This window comes from Luteimonas sp. GW821-FHT14E02, assembly GCF_058803905.1.
The window spans coordinates 193,336-211,208 of the sequence record NZ_JBXAPK010000008.1 but is presented as its reverse complement, the minus strand read 5'-3'; the positions used below and the strand labels follow the sequence as shown (position 1 = coordinate 211,208).

Sequence of the window (17,873 nt, the reverse complement as noted above, 5' to 3'; positions counted from 1 at the left end):
AGGAGTGCTCTTTAGACCCCATGAGGCCCCACTAAGCCCCGGAGACTTTTCGGTGTTAGGTTTCCTTTGGTCCACCACTCCTAAAAAACCGACGAGTCTCCGTCGGTTTTTTTTCGTCCGAAAAACCCCTTTTCCCGCAGTGTTTTCGCGATTCTGCGAATGTCAGCCATTCGTCGGAAAGTCGAAATTTCTCCGCGTCAGCGTCTCCGCTCGGTCTCCAGTCTCCAAGCTGCGAATGACGTCATTCGCACGCTTGTCGAAAAATTCTTTGCACAGCAGGCACTTAGCGATGATGAAATTGTCGCTGTTTGTGTAGCCTCCGCACCCCAAAGGATACATATGTAGGACGCGGAGACTGGCGCGCATTTGACTCGATCGACGGTGCACGCCACCGATGCGCCCCTTCCTATGTCCGAAGAAAACATGGATCCCTCGTTAGAGGAACATCATAAAAGCGATCAGACAGCCGTTGCGGTTTCAGCAGCAAAGTCGCGATAGGAGCACAGGGAGGCGGCCCTACAACTGGGGCAGCGCTCCACATCGCCCGTCTCGGGCATCATGCCGCGGCATACACACCGCAAGTAGGAATAGCGAAGTCTCATAGAGCGCAGAGCGATGTCCCCTTCCGACCCAAAGTGGCCATGGCTTTGTGGAGCCGCAAAGCGGCCCGTGGGAGTCCGTGCCCAATCGTGGTGCGACGACGTTGCTCGGCCACTTGCAATGGCTTGGAAAAGCGAATATGATGATCGTCATATGAAACGCGCTCCCGCCCGCTCCAAGGAAGCCACCCACGAGCGCATCGTCGAAGTGGCGGCCCGCGCCATCCGCAAGAGCGGATACCACGGCACTGGCGTCGCCGACATCATGAAGGCCGCCGGCCTGACCCACGGCGGTTTTTATGCCCACTTCCCCTCGCGCGACGCCTTGCTCGCAGAGGCAGCCGACCGTGCCGGCTTCGAGAGCGTGCAGTCGCTGCAGCATCAAGCCGCGGGTTCGTCGGGGCCGCAGGCGCTGCAGGCAATGATCCAGGCCTATCTGTCCAAGGACCACATGGAAGGCGTGGAGACCGGCTGCCACGTCGCCGCGCTCGGTTCCGAGATGCCGCGGCAAGTGCCCGAAGTGCGGCACGCGGCGACCCGCCGACTCAAGGAAACAATCGATCTGATCGCCCGGCAGTTCCCGGACTGGGGTCAGCCGGCCGCGCACGAGCGCGCGCTCGTTACGTTGGCGACAATGGTCGGCACGATCGTGTTGGCACGCGCGGTTGACGATCCAAGGTTGTCCGACGCGTTGCGCGAAGCGGCACTCAAACACCTCGATCCGATTTCTCACTAACGCGGTGGCGTCACCGCGTTTTCTTTCATCAACCAATATGACGATCGTCATATAGAAACCCACTTACACGAACATAGAGGCACGTCATGAACTCCAAAGGAAAGATTGCTCTGGTCACCGGCGCGTCGTCGGGCATCGGCGAAGCGATCGCGCAGCGCCTCTTTAGCGCCGGCTACAAGGTGTACGGCACCAGCCGACGCGGTGGCGTATCGAAGAAGGGGTTCGAGATGTTGCCGCTGGATGTCACCAGCGACACGTCCATCGCCGCCGCCGTCAGCGAACTGATCCGCCTGGAAAGCCGCATCGACTTGCTCGTCAATAACGCCGGCTTCGGCACGACCGCGGCTGGTGCCGAAGAAAGCTCGATCGAGCAGGCCAAGGCGATCTTCGAAATCAACTTCTTCGGTGTGGCGCGCATGACCAAGGTCGTCGTGCCGCACATGCGCCGGCAGGGCAGCGGTCGGATCATCAACATCAGCTCCGTGCTCGGCTTCCTGCCAATGCCCTATGGCGCGCTGTACTCCGCAAGCAAGCACGCGGTCGAAGGCTACTCCGAATCGCTCGATCACGAGCTACGCACGCACGGCATCCGCGTGTCGACGATCGAGCCGGCCTACACGCGCACGCAGTTCTTGACCAGCGCGATCACGGCCGATACCCCGATGGCCGAATACGGGAAGGTGCGTGCGCATGTCGACGCGGTGACCAAGGAGTTGTTCACCAAGGGTGACGATCCCGCGGTCGTGGCCGAGGCGGTGCTGCAGGCGGCCACCGCCGAGCGTCCGAAGCTGCGCTACACCGCGGGCAAGCAAGCCAAGGTCCTGAGCCTGCTGCGTGCCTTCGCGCCGGCGTCGGCGGTCGATGCCGGCATCCGCAAGAACCTTCGCCTGCACCTGCTGCCGACGGAGTAACGGCCATGTCCCAGGGGAACTCGCTGACACCCGTATCGACCGCCCTCCGCGGCCGTGCCCTCCTGATCGCCATCGGAGCCGTCTCGGTAATAACGCTCGGCGCCTGCACTGCCGAATCCGCTGCGGACCCACGCACCGCGCCACCGTTGGTGCGCACCACGCTTGTGCACGACACCGACGCCGCCTCCCGCGCGTTCACCGGTGTGGTCGCCGCACGGGTCCAGAGCGACCTGGGCTTCCGGGTCCCCGGCAAGCTGGTGCAGCGATTCGTCGACACGGGGCAAAACGTCAAGCGCGGACAGCCGCTGGCACGGGTCGATCCGGTGGACCTCAATCTCGCGGCGCATGCGCAGCAGGAGCAGGTCGCGGCCGCACGCGCACTGGCCAAGCAGACAGCCGCGGATGAAGCCCGCTATCGCGAGCTGCTCGACAGCCGCGTCATCTCGGCATCGGCGTATGACCAAGCGAAGGCAGCGGCGGACGCCGCCCGCGCGCAACTTCGCGCCGTCGACGCGCAGGCAGCGGTGGCGCGCAATGCGAGCCAGTACGCCACGCTTGAAGCGGATGCCGACGGCGTCGTCATGGAAACGTTGGTTGAACCTGGCCAGGTCGTCAGCGCGGGGCAGGTAGTCATACGCATCGCCCACGCCGGACCGCGTGAGGCCATCGTCCAGTTGCCGGAAACCTTGCGCCCTGCGATCGGATCCACCGGGCATGCCACGCTCTTCGGCAAGGACGGCGTCGTGGTTCCGACGCGACTCCGGCAACTATCGGATGCCGCCGACCCGCTGACCCGCACCTTCGAGGCGCGATACGTGCTCGAAGGAGAGTTGGCCGACGCACCGCTGGGTGCCACGGTCACCATCCAGATTGCCGATGGCCGTGCTGGCGAGCGTGACGGCTGGCAGGTACCGGTCGGCGCCCTGTTTGACGCGGGCAATGGGCCGGGTGTGTGGGTTATCAATGGCAACCCTGCGAAGGTGATGTGGCGGCCGGTCACGATCGTGCGCATGAACGATGAAAGCGCACATGTCACCGGCCAGCTCAGGCAAGGCGCACGCATCGTCGCGCTTGGGGCCCATCTGTTGCGCGAAGGCGAGCAGGTCCGAATCTTGAGCCGATCCGCTGCCACGACCGCAGGAGCCGGGCCGTGAGCGCGAGCCGTTTCAACTTGTCGGCGCTTGCTGTCCGCGAACGTTCCATCACGCTGTTCCTGATCTTCTTGATCTCCGCCGCTGGCATCCTCGCGTTCTTCCAGCTCGGACGCGCGGAAGACCCTCCGTTCACGATCAAGCAGATGACGGTCGTCACCGTATGGCCAGGCGCGACGGCCCAGGAGATGCAGGATCAGATCGCTGAACCGCTGGAAAAGCGCCTGCAGGAACTGCGGTGGTACGACCGCACGGAAACCTACACGCGCCCTGGCCTCGCTTTCACTATGATCTCTCTGCGTGACAGCACTCCGCCTTCTGAGGTCCAAGAGGAGTTCTATCAGGCCCGCAAGAAGTTGGGTGACGAGGCCAAGAGATTACCCGCCGGCGTCATCGGCCCCATGCTCAACGACGAGTACGCGGATGTGACGTTTGCGCTCTTTGCCCTCAAGGCAAAGGGTGAACCGCAGCGTCTATTGGTACGCGACGCAGAATCGCTGCGCCAGCAGTTGCTGCACGTTCCGGGGGTGAAGAAAGTCAACATCATCGGGGAACAGCCCGAACGCATCTTCGTCTCCTTCTCCCACGACCGCCTGGCGACATTGGGAGTGGCACCGCAGGACATTTTCGCCGCGCTCAACAGCCAGAACGTGCTGACCCCAGCGGGCTCTATCGAGACCAAGGGGCCGCAGGTCTTCGTTCGCCTCGATGGCGCGTTCGACAACCTGGACAAGATCCGACAAACCCCGATCGTCACGCAGGGGCGGACGCTGAAATTGTCGGATGTGGCGACCGTCGAGCGTGGCTATGAAGACCCGGCTACCTTCCTGGTTCGCAATAGCGGCGAACCGGCACTTCTGCTTGGCATCGTCATGCGCGATGACTGGAATGGACTCGATCTGGGCAAGGCACTTGAAGCGGAGGTCACCAAGATCAACGCGGATCTACCTTTGGGAATGGCGCTGACCAAGGTGACCGATCAGGCCGTGAACATCAGTTCAGCGGTAGACGAGTTCATGGTCAAGTTCTTCGTCGCCTTGCTCGTCGTGATGGTGGTGTGCTTTCTCAGCATGGGCTGGCGTGTCGGCATCGTGGTCGCAGCGGCCGTGCCGCTGACGCTGGCCGCCGTGTTCGTCATCATGGCTGCCACCGGCAAGAACTTCGACCGCATCACGCTGGGATCGCTGATCCTGGCGCTGGGCCTGCTGGTCGACGACGCCATCATTGCCATCGAAATGATGGTGGTGAAGATGGAGGAAGGCTATAGCCGCGTTGCTGCGTCGGCCTACGCCTGGAGCCACACGGCGGCCCCCATGCTTTCCGGCACGCTGGTCACGGCCATTGGCTTCATGCCCAACGGATTCGCCCGCTCCACGGCAGGCGAGTACACCAGCAACATGTTCTGGATCGTCGGCATCGCTCTGATCGCTTCCTGGATCGTGGCGGTGGTGTTCACCCCCTACCTGGGTGTGAAGCTGCTGCCTGACATTAAAAAGGTCGAAGGCGGGCATGAGGCGATCTACGACACCCCCAACTACAACCGCTTCCGCCAGGTGCTGGGGCGTGTCATCGCACGCAAATGGCTGGTTGCCGGCGCAGTGATCGGCACGTTCGTGCTGGCCGTCCTTGGCATGGGGCTGGTTAAGAAGCAGTTCTTCCCGACTTCCGACCGGCCAGAGGTACTTGTCGAGGTACAGATGCCATATGGCACCTCGATTGAGCAAACCAGTGCCGCAACAGTGAAGGTCGAAGCCTGGCTGGCAAAGCAGAAGGAAGCAAGGGTCGTAACCTCCTACATCGGTCAGGGCGCGCCACGTTTTTTCCTGGCAATGGCACCTGAGCTGCCCGATCCGTCGTTCGCCAAAATCGTGGTGCTCGCGGGCGATGACAAGGAACGGGAAATCCTCAAGTTCAGGCTGCGCCGAGCGGTGGCCGACGGATTGGCGCCCGAAGCGCAGGTACGTGTCACACAGATCGTATTTGGCCCCCCTTCGCCATTTCCTGTTGCCTACCGCGTCATGGGACCGGACGCAGACAAGCTGCGCGCGATTGCACATGAAGTCGAGAACGTCATGCGCGCCAGTCCGATGATGCGCACCGTCAACACGGATTGGGGCCCGCGCGTACCCGCCTTGCACTTCACGCTCAACCAAGACCGCTTGCAGGCCGTGGGGCTGACCTCCAACTCTGTGGCATTACAACTGCAATTCCTGCTGAGCGGGGTGCCACTCACGGAAGTGCGCGAGGACATTCGCTCGGTGCAGGTAACGGGCCGTGCAGCGGGTAACGTCCGCCTTGATCCCGCGAAAATAGCCGGCTTTACGCTGGTCGGATCGGCAGGACAGCGTATTCCGCTATCTCAAGTGGGGACGGTCGATGTACGCATGGAAGATCCCATCCTGCGTCGCCGCGACCGCACGCCGACTATGACGGTTCGCGGCGACATCGCCGAAGGGCTGCAACCGCCGGACGTTTCCACTGCCGTCTTGAAGCAGTTGCAGCCGATTATCGAGAAGCTTCCTTCTGGCTACCGAATCGAACAGGCCGGCTCGATCGAAGAATCCGGCAAGGCCACTACTGCAATGCTGCCGCTGTTCCCGATCATGATCGCGCTCACGCTGCTCATCATCATCCTGCAAGTTCGTTCGATCGCGGCCATGGTCATGGTATTTGCCACAAGTCCGCTCGGCTTGATCGGTGTGGTGCCGACCTTGCTGATTTTCCAGCAGCCGTTCGGCATCAACGCGCTAGTCGGCCTGATCGCGCTCTCGGGAATCCTGATGCGAAACACACTGATCTTGATCGGCCAGATCCATCACAACGAACAGGAAGGATTGAGTCCGTTCAATGCGGTCGTTGAAGCTACGGTGCAGCGTGCACGGCCCGTCATCCTGACGGCCATGGCCGCGATGCTCGCCTTCATCCCGCTGACCCATTCGGTGTTCTGGGGGACACTCGCGTACACGTTGATCGGGGGCACGTTCGCCGGCACGATCCTGACGCTGGTGTTCCTGCCGGCGATGTACTCCATCTGGTTCAAGATCCTGCCTCCTCCGGGCAGTAGCCGCGACGCGTCGCCCGGGCAGCCGCATGCCCAGCCAGCGTGATCGACCGGCTTCGCCAATGGGCATTGGCATCACCAAGGCCCAGTCCAACCCCTTCAGCCACACACACGGAGCCCAGCACCATGCATGACGTCATCATCATCGGCGGCAGCTTTGCCGGCCTCGCCGGCGCCCTGCAGCTCGGCCGTGCTCGCCGCAAGGTCATCGTTCTCGATACCGGTCTGCCGCGCAATCGCTTCGCGGGCCACTCGCATGGCCTGCTTGGCCACGATCACAAGCCACCGCTGGATATCCTGGCCGAGGCGCGGCAGCAACTAGTGCGCTATCCCACGATCAGGCTGGTCAATGCCCGGGCCGACAGCATCTCCGGCGCCATCGACGATTTCACCGTACTCACTGCCGATGGTGAAAGTCTTGGGGCGCGCCGCTTGGTCCTGAGCTATGGTGTCGTCGACCAGATGCCTGATGTTCCGGGCTTTGCCGAAGGCTGGGGCACGTCCATCGTGCCCTGCCCCTATTGCGATGGCTTTGAAGTCGCCGGCCAGCATTGGGGCCTCGTCTGGTCGGGCCCCCAGTCGCACAATCAGGTCAGGCTGTTCCACGACTGGACCGACAAGTTAACGCTCTTCGCCGATGGTCACGACATTCCTCCCGATATCCGGGCCGATCTGGCGCGCCGCAACATACCTGTCGTTGAAGGCCGGATCACCGAGATCGCCCATTGCGGGGGCCATGCTGCCACCGTCAATCTCGATACCGGTCCCAGTGTCGCGGTCGACATCCTGTTCGCGCATCCGCGCAACAAGCCGTCCGCAAGCCTGCATGAAGCTCTGGGTCTCGCCACGGTTGATACGCCTCTAGGCATCGTCCTCAAGGTCGACGAGCGCCGCGAAACCAGCATGCCCGGCATCTACGCCGCCGGCGACCTCACTAACCCCCTCATTCCCTCAGTCACCACGGCATCATGGCAAGGCGCGATGGCGGGCATCTTCGCCCAGCAGTCGATGCTGGTTTGAGACGACAGCACCACCAAGGCGCGATCAACGCGATTCGAGGTCGCAACGGCGATCGCCGTCTTCATGAGGCGCTAAGGCTGGAAGGCGTCTGAAACGAACGTCCCCTTCTGGCCGGAAGCGGTCGCTCGTTCTTCCGCGTAATGGCGTCGAGCCAATGTCCGCTTTCGACCCAAAGCGGGCAGGTGGGTTGCATCAAGTCCCCTATACTCGCCACGCACATGAGTAGGGAACTGCGAATGCCGCAACGTCCATCCTGGTTCGTCTGGGTGTACTACGCCTTGATTGCAGGCCTCGCGTTCGGCGGGACCTTCCTGGCGATTCTTTTGGCGGGCCGCGATGTCCCGGAAACCATCACGTGGCTGCTCAAGTGCGTACTCGTCATGGCATTGGTCGTGGGATGCACTGCGATCTATGTTCGCCGAGACGGCTTGCACTGGTTTCGCTATGGGGTGGTCGCGCGACCCCGCACACTACTGTTATGCATTGCGGGCCTTGTCGCGGGTATATTGCTGTCGTTGGGGTGGGCTGCATTGGTGGCGTTGTGGGCTCCGTTCTCGTGGCAGGTGAACCCCACGCTGGACACTCGCGTACTGTATACCGCGACGCTAGCCTCCATCGCGATCGGCATCGCCGAAGAAGTCGGTTACCGGAGTTACGGCATGGAACGCCTGTTCCATGAGCGAGGTGCTTTCTTGGCCGCACTGCTACCAACCCTGATCTTTGTCGCGGCACACATCGCCGGCGGTCTTCCATGGGAGCCGGCATTGCTGGTGGTGGGATCTTGTGGATTCATGTATGCGAGTTTGATGTTGGCGACCCGGAACCTGCCGTTCGTCGCGGCATTCCACATAGCAAACAACCTGACCCAGGACGCGTTGATGCGAACGAGCGACGGATCACTTTGGCGGCCCATCTTCGGAGATCTTGCCCAGGCCCAGGCCAACGGTCTGTCGATCTGGGTCTCGATGGCCGCATTGAATCTGGCAGTTGCAGCAATAGCGTGGCGGTATCGACAGCGTTGAAATAGTCGACGCGTGCGGAGACGATTTCCGCCTCGGTCATGGCGGATCATTTTATGGTGCTGCCGCCCTACTCCAACTCTGAGAATGTCCGCTTATGGCCGGAAGCGGTCGCTCGTTCTTCCGCGTAATGGCGTCGAGCCAATGTCCGCTTTCGACCCAAAACAGACATCCAAGCGAGTTCGCTCTGCCACACCAAGTCTTGGCGCAATCTATTGAAAACATCCCTTATCTCTGAGGGATAAGGCGCTGACAGAGTCAAGGAACTGCTGCATGGCGATACGCGCATACAGCGATTCTTCCATTTGCAGTTGCTTTTGAAACAGGGGATCTTCCGCCCCTTCCTGCAAAGATATCGGCCGCTAGAGCGAGTCAAGACCGAGCCGGGCCGGCCATCCGCTTATTACCGCTTGTGCATGGCATTTGCTGAATGCTGAGGCAGGAATTCCGATGAGCATGGCGATACGCCCGTGCCCGAGATAGCGACCAACCCCGGCGACAAATTTGCCGGCAGGTGTGATGAGCTAAACATCGCCGCCAGCGATGGTGAAACTGATGACCGCCCACCATGTACGAGGAATGCTGCCAAACTTATCGAGTCGAAAGTCACCTTCGATCCTTAGCGCATGATCAGTGCAATGAAGCGCGCGACAGCCTCGGTGTACGCGGATGGCGCGCCGAGCAGACGGTTGACCTCGCCGTGAGAGAGATCCTCCGGTAGCACCTCCATCGCTACGCCCAGCGTCTTCGCCTTCTCCGCCATCGCGCGGCCCTGCGGGCAGGCGTCCTTGCGGCGCGAGGAGCAGACGAACAGCATCGGCACCGCATCGCGGCTGATCTGGTGGTACGGCGACGCGGCGATCCAATCGTCGCGGTCCTTGCCGAACGCGCGATCGTAGATGCCGGGCAGTGGCGGTTTCTGCATCGTCTGCGGCACATCGAGCGCGCCGCTGTCGAGCGAGACCACGCCGCGCGGCCGGGTGGCGCCTGCCTCGCGCCATAATCTGGAGGACGCACCGACCAGCGCGGCGAGGTGCGCGCCGGCCGAGTGCCCCATCAGCATCACGTTCGCAGGATCGGCGTTCCATGACGGCGCGCGCTTCTGCACGTCGGCCAGTGCGCGCGCGACGTCGCGCGCCTGGTCCAGCGGCGCGGTGTCGGGACGCATGCGATAGTTGATCGACACCAGCGCATAGCCTTTCGGCAACCAGTACGCCGCCTTGTTCTCGACCACGCCTGGGTTGTCCTTGTTGCCATTCGCCCAGCCGCCACCGTGCACGAACAGGATCACCGGCGCGCGCTGCACTCCTTCGGGAAGGTAGACGTCGTAGCGTTGGCGCGGATCGTTGCCGTAGGACACGTCGCGTACCGCGCGTGCACCCGTCGGCAGCGTCGGTGCGCGCGCTGCCGGCTGGCGCGATGCATCGCGCATGTCCTGCAGGCGCTCGCGGAAGGTCTGCGCGGCCAGTGGGGGCAGCGCAGCCAGCAACACGCAGCCCAGCAGGCCGGTGCGGAACAGCATCGTCTTCATCGGATCACCTCGGTGGCGGGATCAGCCTGCACGCAGCCACAGTTGCGCACGCAGACCGTGGGGAGTATTCGGCAGCAGGCGTAGCTCGCCACCGTGCTGGCGGGCCACGCGATCGACGATCGGCAAACCCAGCCCGCTGCCGCCGCCCGCCTGGTCGTGGACGAAGGGCTGGCGCGCGCGCTCGGCCGCCTCGGCGGAGAGACCGGGGCCGCCGTCGGCGACCTCAACCACCCACGCCGCGCCTTCGGCCCACAGCTGCAACGACAATGGCAACGCGCCATGCCGCTCGGCGTTGACCAGCAGGTTCTCGACCGCACGCAACAGCGCCATCGGCTTGCCGGGCAGCAGCGCGTGCTCCGGCAGGTCCGCGCGCCAGCCCTTGGCTGCGGCGGCGACCGCATGGCGGCAGATCGCGGCGAGGTCGACGGTCTCGCTGCCTTCGTCGCGACCATCGCGTGCGAACGCGATGAACTGGCCGAGGATGGCGTCCATCTCGACGATGTCGCGATGCATGCTGCGGGTCAGCTCGGGGTCGGTATCCGGCACCATCTCCAGCGCGAACTGCAGGCGCGTCAGCGGCGTGCGCAGGTCGTGCGAGATGCCGGCCAGCAACAACGCGCGTTCCTCCGCCGCGGCGCGCACGTCGCGACTGGCATCGCCCAGCGCCTGTGCCAGATCCGCCACTTCACGCGGCCCGCGCCCATGCACGGGCGGCGGCGCATCGCCACGCACGATGGCCGGCGCGGCCGCCGCGAGCTGGCGCAGCGGTTGCACGAGCCGACGGGCGAAGTAGGCCGCGGCCAACCAGACCAGCACCACGCAGCCCATCAGCATCAACACCGAGAAGCGGCGCATGCCGGTGCCCGGGCGGTCATAAGCGAACGACACCCACAACGCTTCTCGCGTGGCTGGCTTCAGCCAGATCACCCGCAATCCGCGGCCAGCCTCCATCCGCAGTTCACGGCCGGCGCCCAGGGTCCCTGTTGCCTGCTCGCGAATTTCGCGCAGCAACGGCGCGAAACGCGGTCGCGCGTCGGCGGGGGGCGTGCTGCGGACCTCCAATCCGGCTTCACGCAGCTGCGCGACCGTGCGCGCATGCGGCTGGTGTTGATCGAGCGCTTCCACTACTTCGGCGAAACCCTGCATCGCCCGCAGCAACTGGTCGGCGGCGGGCCGCGTGGCGAGCTCGCGGCCGAGCAGGAGCGCCAGCACGCTGGCGCCGGCGAGCACCAGCGCGATCACCAGCGCAAGCTGGCCGAACACGCTGCGCGGCAATGGCGATCTCATGGCACGGCCTCCGGCGGCACGAACACATAGCCCACGCCCCACACGGTCTGGATCAGGCGTGGCTGGCGTGGATCGTCTTCCAGCAGACGACGCAGGCGCGCGATGGTCACGTCCATGCTGCGTTCGAAGGCCTCGTGCTCGCGGCCGCGCGCCAGGCTCATCAGGCGGTCGCGGCTGAGCGGCTGGCGCGGATGCCGCAGCAGCACCGACAACACCGCGAACTCGCCGCTGGTCAGCCGCAGCAGCGCGCCGTTGCGGGTGAGCTCGCGCCGTCCTAGGTCGAGCGTGAAAGGCCCGAACACCACCTCGCCACCGTCGACCTGCGGTGCCCCGGGCGTCGGCCGCGTGCGCCGCAGCACCGAACGGATGCGCGCCAGCAGCTCGCGCGGGTTCACCGGCTTGGGCACGTAATCGTCGGCGCCGATTTCGAGCCCTACGACGCGATCGATCTCATCGCCCTTCGCCGTCAACATCACGATCGGCGTCGCGTCGCCCTGACCGCGCAGGCGGCGGCACAGCTCCAGGCCGTTCTCGCCGGGTAGCATCAGGTCCAGCACGATCAGGTCGAAGTGGCCGCGGTCCAGTGCCTGCCGCATCTGTGCGCCATCGCCAGCGCCGCGCACGTCGAAACCCTGCGATTGCAGGTAGCGCTGCAGCAGGTCGCGCAAGCGCACGTCGTCGTCGACCAGCAGCACACGGGGCAGGACGTCTTCCATGGAGCCACTATCGCCCGGCACCGCGACGCCCGGCAAACCCCGCCGACGGCCTGTTTGTAAGCAGATGTTTCCGGCGCGGCCGGCAGACACATCTGCTGTCAACCGCGACACACCTGCCCGCGTTGCACGCCCTACCGTGGCCCTGCCGCCGCTCCCCTGCGCGGCCATCCCACACCCCGACGAGGATTCCGCCATGAGCAAGACCCCGTTCCTGATCGCCGCCACCTTCGCCCTGTGCGCCACCACGCTGTTCGCCAACCATGCCGAAGCGCGCGAGCGCAGCCGCGCCGTGCAGCGCAGCGCCCAGGGCGGCAGCATCGCCACCGAGCGCAGCAACGCGCGCTTCGACAGCCAGCGCCAGCGCAACTGGCAGGCCGATGGCCAGGGCAATGCGACCGCCGCGCGCAGCGGCAGCATCAGCGGCGCCAACGGCGGCAGCGCCGGTTACGAAGGCAGCGCCTACCGCAGTGCCGACGGCAGTGCCGGCCGTCAGGGCAGCGCGTACGCGAACGGTCCCAACGGCGGCAGCGCCAGCACCAGCGGCGGCATCAGCCGCGATGCAGACGGCAACGTGACCGGCGCGCGCAGCACCACCGCCACCGGCGCGAACGGCAACCACTACGACGGCAGCACCACGGTGTCCGACGGCACGGTGTCGCACACCGGCACCTGCACCAACGCCAGCGGCGAGACGATCCCCTGCCCGCGCGGCCACTGAGTCCTGAAGTGTTTTCGCAGGCGCGGCGGCCAAGCACCCCCTATGCCGCACGGATGCACTCCCGCGCCGCCGCGCCTGCGCCTTTCATTCCCCACCGGAGAACCCCGATGTCCCGATCCATCCTGCTTCCCCTCGCCACCGCCATGTCCGTCTTCGCCCTGGTCGCCCCCGCCCATGCGCAACAGCGCACCCTGACCGACGAACAGAAGGTCACGCTGCAGGAGCGCCTGAAGGCCGCCGATACCAACGGCGACGGCCTGATTGACAAGGCCGAGGCCGACGCCAAGCTGCCACGCGTCGCCAAGCGCTTCGACACTCTGGATGCGAACGGCGATGGCAAGCTCTCGCCCGACGAACTGCGCGCCGCCGGCCAAAAGATGGCCGAACGGCGCGGACAATAAGAGCGCGCCATGGATAGCATGCGCGTCTTCGCCGGCCTGCCGCTGCTGCTGTTCGCATTGATCGCGGCGGTGGAAGCCGCATGGCTGATGCGGCGGGGACGCCGCTACGACTGGAAAGGCTACTGGGCCTCGCTCGGCGACGCCGCCGGGCGCGCCGTGCTCGGCCTGCTGATCCAGGGCGGCGTGGTGGGCGTGCTGCTGTTCGCCATCTGGGAGTTCCGCCTGGGCACGATCGCGATGGACCAGGCGTGGCACTGGATCGCGCTCTTCCTCGGCCAGGAGCTCTGCTATTACGCGATGCATCGCGCCGACCATCGCGTGCGCTGGTTCTGGTTGAACCATTCAGTGCACCACTCGGCCGAGCAGTACAACCTGTCCACCGCCTACCGCCTAGGCTGGACCGGCAAGCTCACCGGCGCGGCGGTGTTCTTCGGCCCGCTGGTCTGGCTGGGCTTCCCGGTGCCGTACGTGGTCGGCGCACTGGCGGCGAACCTGCTCTACCAGTACTGGCTGCATACCGAACTGGTCCCACGGCTGCCGCGCGCCATCGAGTGGGTGTTCAACACGCCCTCGCACCACCGCGTGCACCACGCCAGCAATCCCGAATACCTGGACTGCAACTACGGAGGCGTGCTGATCGTGTTCGACCGGCTGTTCGGCACCTGCCGCGAGGAACGCCCGGACGTGCCGATCCGGTACGGCCTGGTGGACCCGGTGCGTAGCTACAACCCGGTGAAGATCGCCTTCCACACCTGGGTGAAGCTGGGTCGCGACCTGCGCCGGGCGCGTGGCCTGCGGCAGGTGGGGATGATCCTGTTCGGGCCCCCAGGCTATATGCCGGGCGACGTCAGTTCCCAAGGCGTGCCGCGTGGGCGTGCCCAGCACCGAGGCCAGCGGGGGTCAAGCGTAAGCGTTCCAGCTGATGATCAACATCCCGCTGGACGCTGACGGGCTCCCGGTGGTCGGGGTTAGGCAGCAATGGCTATCCATCGATTTGGCTCCACAGCGAGGAACGGCGTAGGCGCCGACACCTGTCCCGCCGCCATGAATCCGGCCCTGGTACACGCCGGGCGCGTGGACGTGCACCAGCGGATCGAAGATCAGTCTGGCTACAGCATCGATGAATACTGATTACGACAGAACAAAAGATGTGTGGAAATCACACGAAGCCTGCATCGAGGCGATGCATAAACGTAGAATTATCTTATTGAAAAATTTTCATCGGACAATGCGAGGGGCGCAAAAAATGCGCCCCTCGCATATTTTTCAATAATTGGCTACCGCGCATCTCGTCAAACTTATGACAACACCGAAGCCAATCAATCTGCTTACAAAGTTTTCATGTAATCCACGAGGTCCCAACGCTGCTCGTCGGTCAGCTGTGCACTTCCATAATCATGACCTCCGTTCAAGCTTCCTTTCACCGTAGCGTCAAAACGGGTTGAATCCAGGGCCAGAGGCGGACATCGGCCAACGCTCGAATCGGACCGCACCGCGAAGCGGCGTCGGCTTGAATGAATTATTTGTTTTCAAGCGAGAACGACTCTCAGGAATGGCAACTCCGCCCCTCTCGACCCAAGCACCAGCTGTAATGAAATTCTGACCTCCAAGACACCCTAGACCCTCTAACACATAGATCAGCGACGAATGGATCGTTCGTGAAGCCTGTCGAGAAGACCCGCGATGTAGGTACGACTGACTCGCAGTGGAGCGCCATCCCGCAAACGGAGCAGCGCGTCCCTATTCGAAAGGGCCTGCATCTCCGCCACGCAATCCAGACGGATGATCGTCGAGCGATGCACCCTGATGAAATGCGCCGGATCGAGTTGCTGCGCGAGATCCGCCAGGGATTCGCGCAGCAAATGCTCCTTCTTGCTGGTGTGCAGGATCGCATAGTCGCCGCTCGCTTCGATCCACTCCACATCGGCCACATCGATGAAGGTCACGCGTCGACCCGTGCGGATCGGGAAACATCGCCTGAATTCGCCCTCACTCCGATGGAGGGAGGCTCCCGCCAGTTGACGGGAGGTGAATGCTTCGCGAGCGCGGTCCAGCGATTCCGAGAATCGATCGCCATCGATCGGCTTCAGAATGTAATCGATCGCCTTGAGATCGAAAGCGCGAACGGCGAAGTTGTCGTAAGCGGTCAGGAAAATGACCATAGGCCGTCGCTCCTGCGGAATCTCGGCGAGCAGCCCGAATCCATCCAGATTGGGCATCTGGATGTCGAGCAGAATCAGGTCAGGAGCGGTCTCGAGAATGCCTTCGAGGGCCGCTTTGCCATCGGCGTACTCGCCCGTGACCTGCATGTCCGGGTGTCGCGCCAACCGGGCGAGAACACCGCTCCGGGCGAGGGGCTCGTCATCCACGATGGCGACCCGGATCATGGATTCGATTCCCAGTAGGCGCCCTGCGATGCGGACTCGCGCAGAGGAATATCGATGGCCACACTGAAGCCGCCATCCGCTCTGGCCGCCGCGTGCAAGCCGTGCGCTTCTCCATACAATCGACTCAGACGCTCGGAGATGTTGCGCATCCCCACGGCCAGAGAAGATCCGTCCGCCATCGCGTCCAGGGCGCCGGCTTCTCCATCGTTGCTGACGATCACCCGCAGCCTTCCCCTCTCCTGCCGCAAGCCGATCTCCAGGGCGCCAGGCTCGCTGCGCAGCGCGATGCCGTGCCGGATCGCGTTCTCGACCAAGGGTTGCAGAAGCAGATGCGGGACTCGCTTGTTGAGAATGTCCGCACCCACGTTCCAGCGGAGAATCAGGCGGTCGCCAAGGCGCGCCTTCTCGATCGCCAGGTAGGTCTCGGTCAGGGCGACTTCTTCAGCCAAAGAGACCTCATGCGCGATCCGATCGTCGAGGGTCGCGCGCAGGAAGTCCGCGAGCCTGGAAATGACCTGCTGGGTCTGCTCCACTTGGCCGGACACCACCAGCGAAGAGATCGCATTGAGCGTATTGAACAGGAAGTGCGGCTGAAGCTGGTACCTGAGCGCTCTGAGCTCCGCCTCGCGCATCTGGGCCTTAGCTTCGGCGACCCGGGTCTTCTCGTGGCCCAACTCGACGTAATAGCAAACCACGGCATGAAGCGCGCAGAACGCCACGAGCGCCAGCCAGAACGCATCGATGCCCTTCACCAGCCGCGCCAGCTCCACGGGCTTGTAGGGTATCCAGCCGGCCGCTCTCGAAACCAGCAGGTCTGCGATATTGCTACCAACGGACAGCGCGTAACTGGCGACCAGAAGGGCCGCGACCAGCACCCACCATGGCGCTCTCCTGCGCCAAAGCGTGCGTTGCAGGAACAACAGCGGCAAACACAGCAGCAGATAGAGTGCGAGACAGAGCATGCGGCGCCATTCCGCGACCTCGTCGCCAATCGATGGCAGGGTCAACACCACCATGCACAACCCGACGGGAATGCTCGCCGCGACAGGCAGCCAAACGGGGGGAAGCGGGACCTCGGATCGGCCATGGTGGATCGACATCGCAGAGTGCCCCGTAACGAACGACCTAAATATACGTCAGCCCAGCAGGCCCCATGGCGACCCGGCGCGCGCTCCGATGCGACCTTCATCTATGCCAGGACGGAACCCATCACCTGCCTGCGCACATCGCGCAGGGGGAGTCCGGGATGGGTGTCGGCGTTGCACAGGCAGGCATACGACAGGCCGCTGGAAGGGTGGCATGCGAGATAGGCGGCGAAACCATAAATGCCGCCATGATGGCCGGCGACGGGCTTGCCATCGATCGTGTGCGAATCCAGCATGAAACCCAGCCCGTACTGCGTATCGCCCATGCCCTGCGCCTGCGGATCGTGCCGCCTGGTGCCCGCCAGGGCGCCATCGCGGAGCCGTGCCGGGGCCAGCATGGATTGAACGCTCGGTGCGGGCAGGTAGCGGCCGCGGAACAACAAGGTGAGCCATCGACACAGGTCGCTGGCCGTCGAGCGCATCGCCCCCGCGGCTCCGGCAAGCGACACGTCGAGATATTCCGCGTTGTGAAACGGCGAAGCCTGCACGCCTGTCGGCGTGTAGCCCGATGCGCGTCCCACCACAACGTCGGCAGGATTATCGAACGCAGTCCGGGTCAGGCCGAGCGGCTCGAACAGGAGCTTGGACGCTGCGGTTGCCAACGGGAGCCCCGTAACTTTCTCGATGACGCCGCCCAGCAGGATGTAGCCGGCATTGCTGTAGCGCCAGGCGGTGCCGGGGGCGAAGTCGAAGAACGGCTTCATTTGCGCGATCCGCTCGGCCTGGGCGAGTTGGGAAGATACGTTCTCCGTGGTGTATTCGCCGTCACTGACACCGGCCGTGTGTTGGAGCAACTCGCGTATCGAGAAGGGTTCGCTGGCGGGCAGGAAGGCCAGATAGCGCTGTACGGGATCGCCCAGCGACAGTTGGCCTTGCGATTCGAGCTTCAGAAGCAACGCCGCGACGAACTGCTTGGTAAGTGATCCGATGCGGAAGACACTGTCGGCGGTCACACGGCTCCGCGCCTCCAGGTTGGCGTACCCCGCGTAGCACGAATACGCCTCCGTGCCATCTCGCCACACCGCGAGGGCGACGCCCGGCGCGTTCTGCGATTCCACAGCAGCGTCGATGATGGCCCTCAGCGCCGGGTTCGACGTTGCCGGTGTCGTTGCTCGCGCAAGCAGGCCCATCGGACCCGGAGCGAGCAGCAGTCCGCCAGTGAGTCCTGCGCCCGCTGCGATCAGGCTGCGT

15 protein-coding genes are annotated in these 17,873 nt (G+C 64.0%); 9 read left to right on the top strand and 6 right to left on the bottom strand.

Annotation, left to right across the window (positions count from 1 at the left end):
• The first annotated feature begins 753 nt into the window (after window positions 1-753).
• From AC1RNP_RS14635 to AC1RNP_RS14610, 6 genes are all read left to right on the top strand, one after another.
• The gene (locus AC1RNP_RS14635; RefSeq protein WP_493052008.1) at window positions 754-1,335 is read left to right on the top strand and encodes a TetR/AcrR family transcriptional regulator; all 582 of its coding nucleotides are present in this window, start codon (window positions 754-756) and stop codon (window positions 1,333-1,335) included.
• Between the two features lie 86 nt (window positions 1,336-1,421).
• Entirely contained in the window at window positions 1,422-2,246 is an 825-nt protein-coding gene (locus AC1RNP_RS14630; protein WP_493052007.1) for an oxidoreductase, read from the top strand.
• A 5-nt stretch (window positions 2,247-2,251) separates the two neighbouring features.
• Complete coding sequence (locus tag AC1RNP_RS14625) at window positions 2,252-3,400, top strand: efflux RND transporter periplasmic adaptor subunit (RefSeq protein WP_493052006.1); 1,149 nt, start codon at window positions 2,252-2,254, stop codon at window positions 3,398-3,400.
• Window positions 3,397-6,504 (top strand): efflux RND transporter permease subunit, encoded by a 3,108-nt coding sequence (locus AC1RNP_RS14620; RefSeq protein WP_493052005.1) that lies wholly within the window; start codon window positions 3,397-3,399, stop codon window positions 6,502-6,504. The genes AC1RNP_RS14625 and AC1RNP_RS14620 overlap by 4 nt, the downstream gene beginning before the upstream one ends.
• An 80-nt stretch (window positions 6,505-6,584) precedes the next feature.
• Window positions 6,585-7,478, top strand: a complete 894-nt coding sequence (locus tag AC1RNP_RS14615) for an NAD(P)/FAD-dependent oxidoreductase (RefSeq protein WP_493052004.1) — start codon at window positions 6,585-6,587, stop codon at window positions 7,476-7,478.
• Window positions 7,479-7,696: 218 nt separating this feature from the next.
• The gene (locus tag AC1RNP_RS14610) at window positions 7,697-8,500 is read left to right on the top strand and encodes a CPBP family intramembrane glutamic endopeptidase (RefSeq protein WP_493052003.1); all 804 of its coding nucleotides are present in this window, start codon (window positions 7,697-7,699) and stop codon (window positions 8,498-8,500) included.
• Window positions 8,501-9,116: 616 nt separating this feature from the next.
• Here the strand turns inward: AC1RNP_RS14610 and AC1RNP_RS14605 are convergent.
• Genes AC1RNP_RS14605 through ompR form a run of 3 tightly spaced genes read right to left on the bottom strand, consistent with a single transcriptional unit; the run spans window position 9,117 to window position 12,031 of the window.
• Window positions 9,117-10,028 (bottom strand): alpha/beta hydrolase, encoded by a 912-nt coding sequence (locus tag AC1RNP_RS14605; RefSeq protein ID WP_493052002.1) that lies wholly within the window; start codon window positions 10,026-10,028, stop codon window positions 9,117-9,119.
• 21 nt (window positions 10,029-10,049) lie between these two features.
• Window positions 10,050-11,315: an ATP-binding protein gene (locus AC1RNP_RS14600; RefSeq protein WP_493052001.1), complete on the bottom strand. Its 1,266-nt coding sequence runs from the start codon at window positions 11,313-11,315 to the stop codon at window positions 10,050-10,052.
• Window positions 11,312-12,031 (bottom strand): osmolarity response regulator transcription factor OmpR, encoded by a 720-nt coding sequence (ompR, locus tag AC1RNP_RS14595; protein ID WP_493052000.1) that lies wholly within the window; start codon window positions 12,029-12,031, stop codon window positions 11,312-11,314. Before ompR ends, AC1RNP_RS14600 begins: the two co-directional genes overlap by 4 nt.
• Before the next feature lie 193 nt (window positions 12,032-12,224).
• On the opposite strand from ompR, the gene AC1RNP_RS14590 reads away from it, so the two are divergent.
• The 3 genes from AC1RNP_RS14590 (at window position 12,225) to AC1RNP_RS14580 (ending at window position 14,098) form a co-directional block, all read left to right on the top strand.
• Window positions 12,225-12,749, top strand: a complete 525-nt coding sequence (locus tag AC1RNP_RS14590; RefSeq protein ID WP_493051999.1) for a hypothetical protein — start codon at window positions 12,225-12,227, stop codon at window positions 12,747-12,749.
• A 107-nt stretch (window positions 12,750-12,856) separates the two neighbouring features.
• Window positions 12,857-13,150 carry an EF-hand domain-containing protein gene (locus tag AC1RNP_RS14585; protein WP_493051998.1) on the top strand — a complete coding sequence of 98 codons (294 nt, stop codon included), beginning with the start codon at window positions 12,857-12,859 and terminating at the stop codon, window positions 13,148-13,150.
• Window positions 13,151-13,159: 9 nt separating this feature from the next.
• On the top strand, window positions 13,160-14,098 hold the full coding sequence (locus AC1RNP_RS14580) for a sterol desaturase family protein (RefSeq protein WP_493051997.1): 939 nt from the start codon (window positions 13,160-13,162) through the stop codon (window positions 14,096-14,098).
• Window positions 14,099-14,787: 689 nt separating this feature from the next.
• Here the strand turns inward: AC1RNP_RS14580 and AC1RNP_RS14575 are convergent.
• The 3 genes from AC1RNP_RS14575 to AC1RNP_RS14565 form a co-directional block, all read right to left on the bottom strand.
• Complete coding sequence (locus AC1RNP_RS14575) at window positions 14,788-15,537, bottom strand: LytR/AlgR family response regulator transcription factor (protein ID WP_493051996.1); 750 nt, start codon at window positions 15,535-15,537, stop codon at window positions 14,788-14,790.
• Complete coding sequence (locus tag AC1RNP_RS14570) at window positions 15,534-16,553, bottom strand: sensor histidine kinase (protein WP_493051995.1); 1,020 nt, start codon at window positions 16,551-16,553, stop codon at window positions 15,534-15,536. Before AC1RNP_RS14570 ends, AC1RNP_RS14575 begins: the two co-directional genes overlap by 4 nt.
• A gap of 173 nt (window positions 16,554-16,726) precedes the next feature.
• A complete protein-coding gene (locus AC1RNP_RS14565) occupies window positions 16,727-17,812 on the bottom strand; it encodes a serine hydrolase domain-containing protein (RefSeq protein WP_493051994.1) in 1,086 nt (361 codons plus the stop codon).
• Window positions 17,813-17,873 lie beyond the last annotated feature (61 nt).

Excerpts from the sequence above, each read along its gene's own strand:
- AC1RNP_RS14635 (WP_493052008.1), top strand. The coding sequence starts at position 754 with ATGAAACGCGCTCCCGCCCGCTCCAAGGAAGCCACCCACGAGCGCATC.
- AC1RNP_RS14630 (WP_493052007.1), top strand. The coding sequence starts at position 1,422 with ATGAACTCCAAAGGAAAGATTGCTCTGGTCACCGGCGCGTCGTCGGGC.
- AC1RNP_RS14625 (WP_493052006.1), top strand. The coding sequence starts at position 2,252 with ATGTCCCAGGGGAACTCGCTGACACCCGTATCGACCGCCCTCCGCGGC.
- AC1RNP_RS14615 (WP_493052004.1), top strand. The coding sequence starts at position 6,585 with ATGCATGACGTCATCATCATCGGCGGCAGCTTTGCCGGCCTCGCCGGC.
- AC1RNP_RS14610 (WP_493052003.1), top strand. The coding sequence starts at position 7,697 with ATGAGTAGGGAACTGCGAATGCCGCAACGTCCATCCTGGTTCGTCTGG.
- AC1RNP_RS14605 (WP_493052002.1), bottom strand. The coding sequence starts at position 10,028 with ATGAAGACGATGCTGTTCCGCACCGGCCTGCTGGGCTGCGTGTTGCTG.
- AC1RNP_RS14600 (WP_493052001.1), bottom strand. The coding sequence starts at position 11,315 with ATGAGATCGCCATTGCCGCGCAGCGTGTTCGGCCAGCTTGCGCTGGTG.
- ompR (WP_493052000.1), bottom strand. The coding sequence starts at position 12,031 with ATGGAAGACGTCCTGCCCCGTGTGCTGCTGGTCGACGACGACGTGCGC.
- AC1RNP_RS14590 (WP_493051999.1), top strand. The coding sequence starts at position 12,225 with ATGAGCAAGACCCCGTTCCTGATCGCCGCCACCTTCGCCCTGTGCGCC.
- AC1RNP_RS14585 (WP_493051998.1), top strand. The coding sequence starts at position 12,857 with ATGTCCCGATCCATCCTGCTTCCCCTCGCCACCGCCATGTCCGTCTTC.
- AC1RNP_RS14580 (WP_493051997.1), top strand. The coding sequence starts at position 13,160 with ATGGATAGCATGCGCGTCTTCGCCGGCCTGCCGCTGCTGCTGTTCGCA.
- AC1RNP_RS14575 (WP_493051996.1), bottom strand. The coding sequence starts at position 15,537 with ATGATCCGGGTCGCCATCGTGGATGACGAGCCCCTCGCCCGGAGCGGT.
- AC1RNP_RS14570 (WP_493051995.1), bottom strand. The coding sequence starts at position 16,553 with ATGGTGGTGTTGACCCTGCCATCGATTGGCGACGAGGTCGCGGAATGG.
- AC1RNP_RS14565 (WP_493051994.1), bottom strand. The coding sequence starts at position 17,812 with ATGGGCCTGCTTGCGCGAGCAACGACACCGGCAACGTCGAACCCGGCG.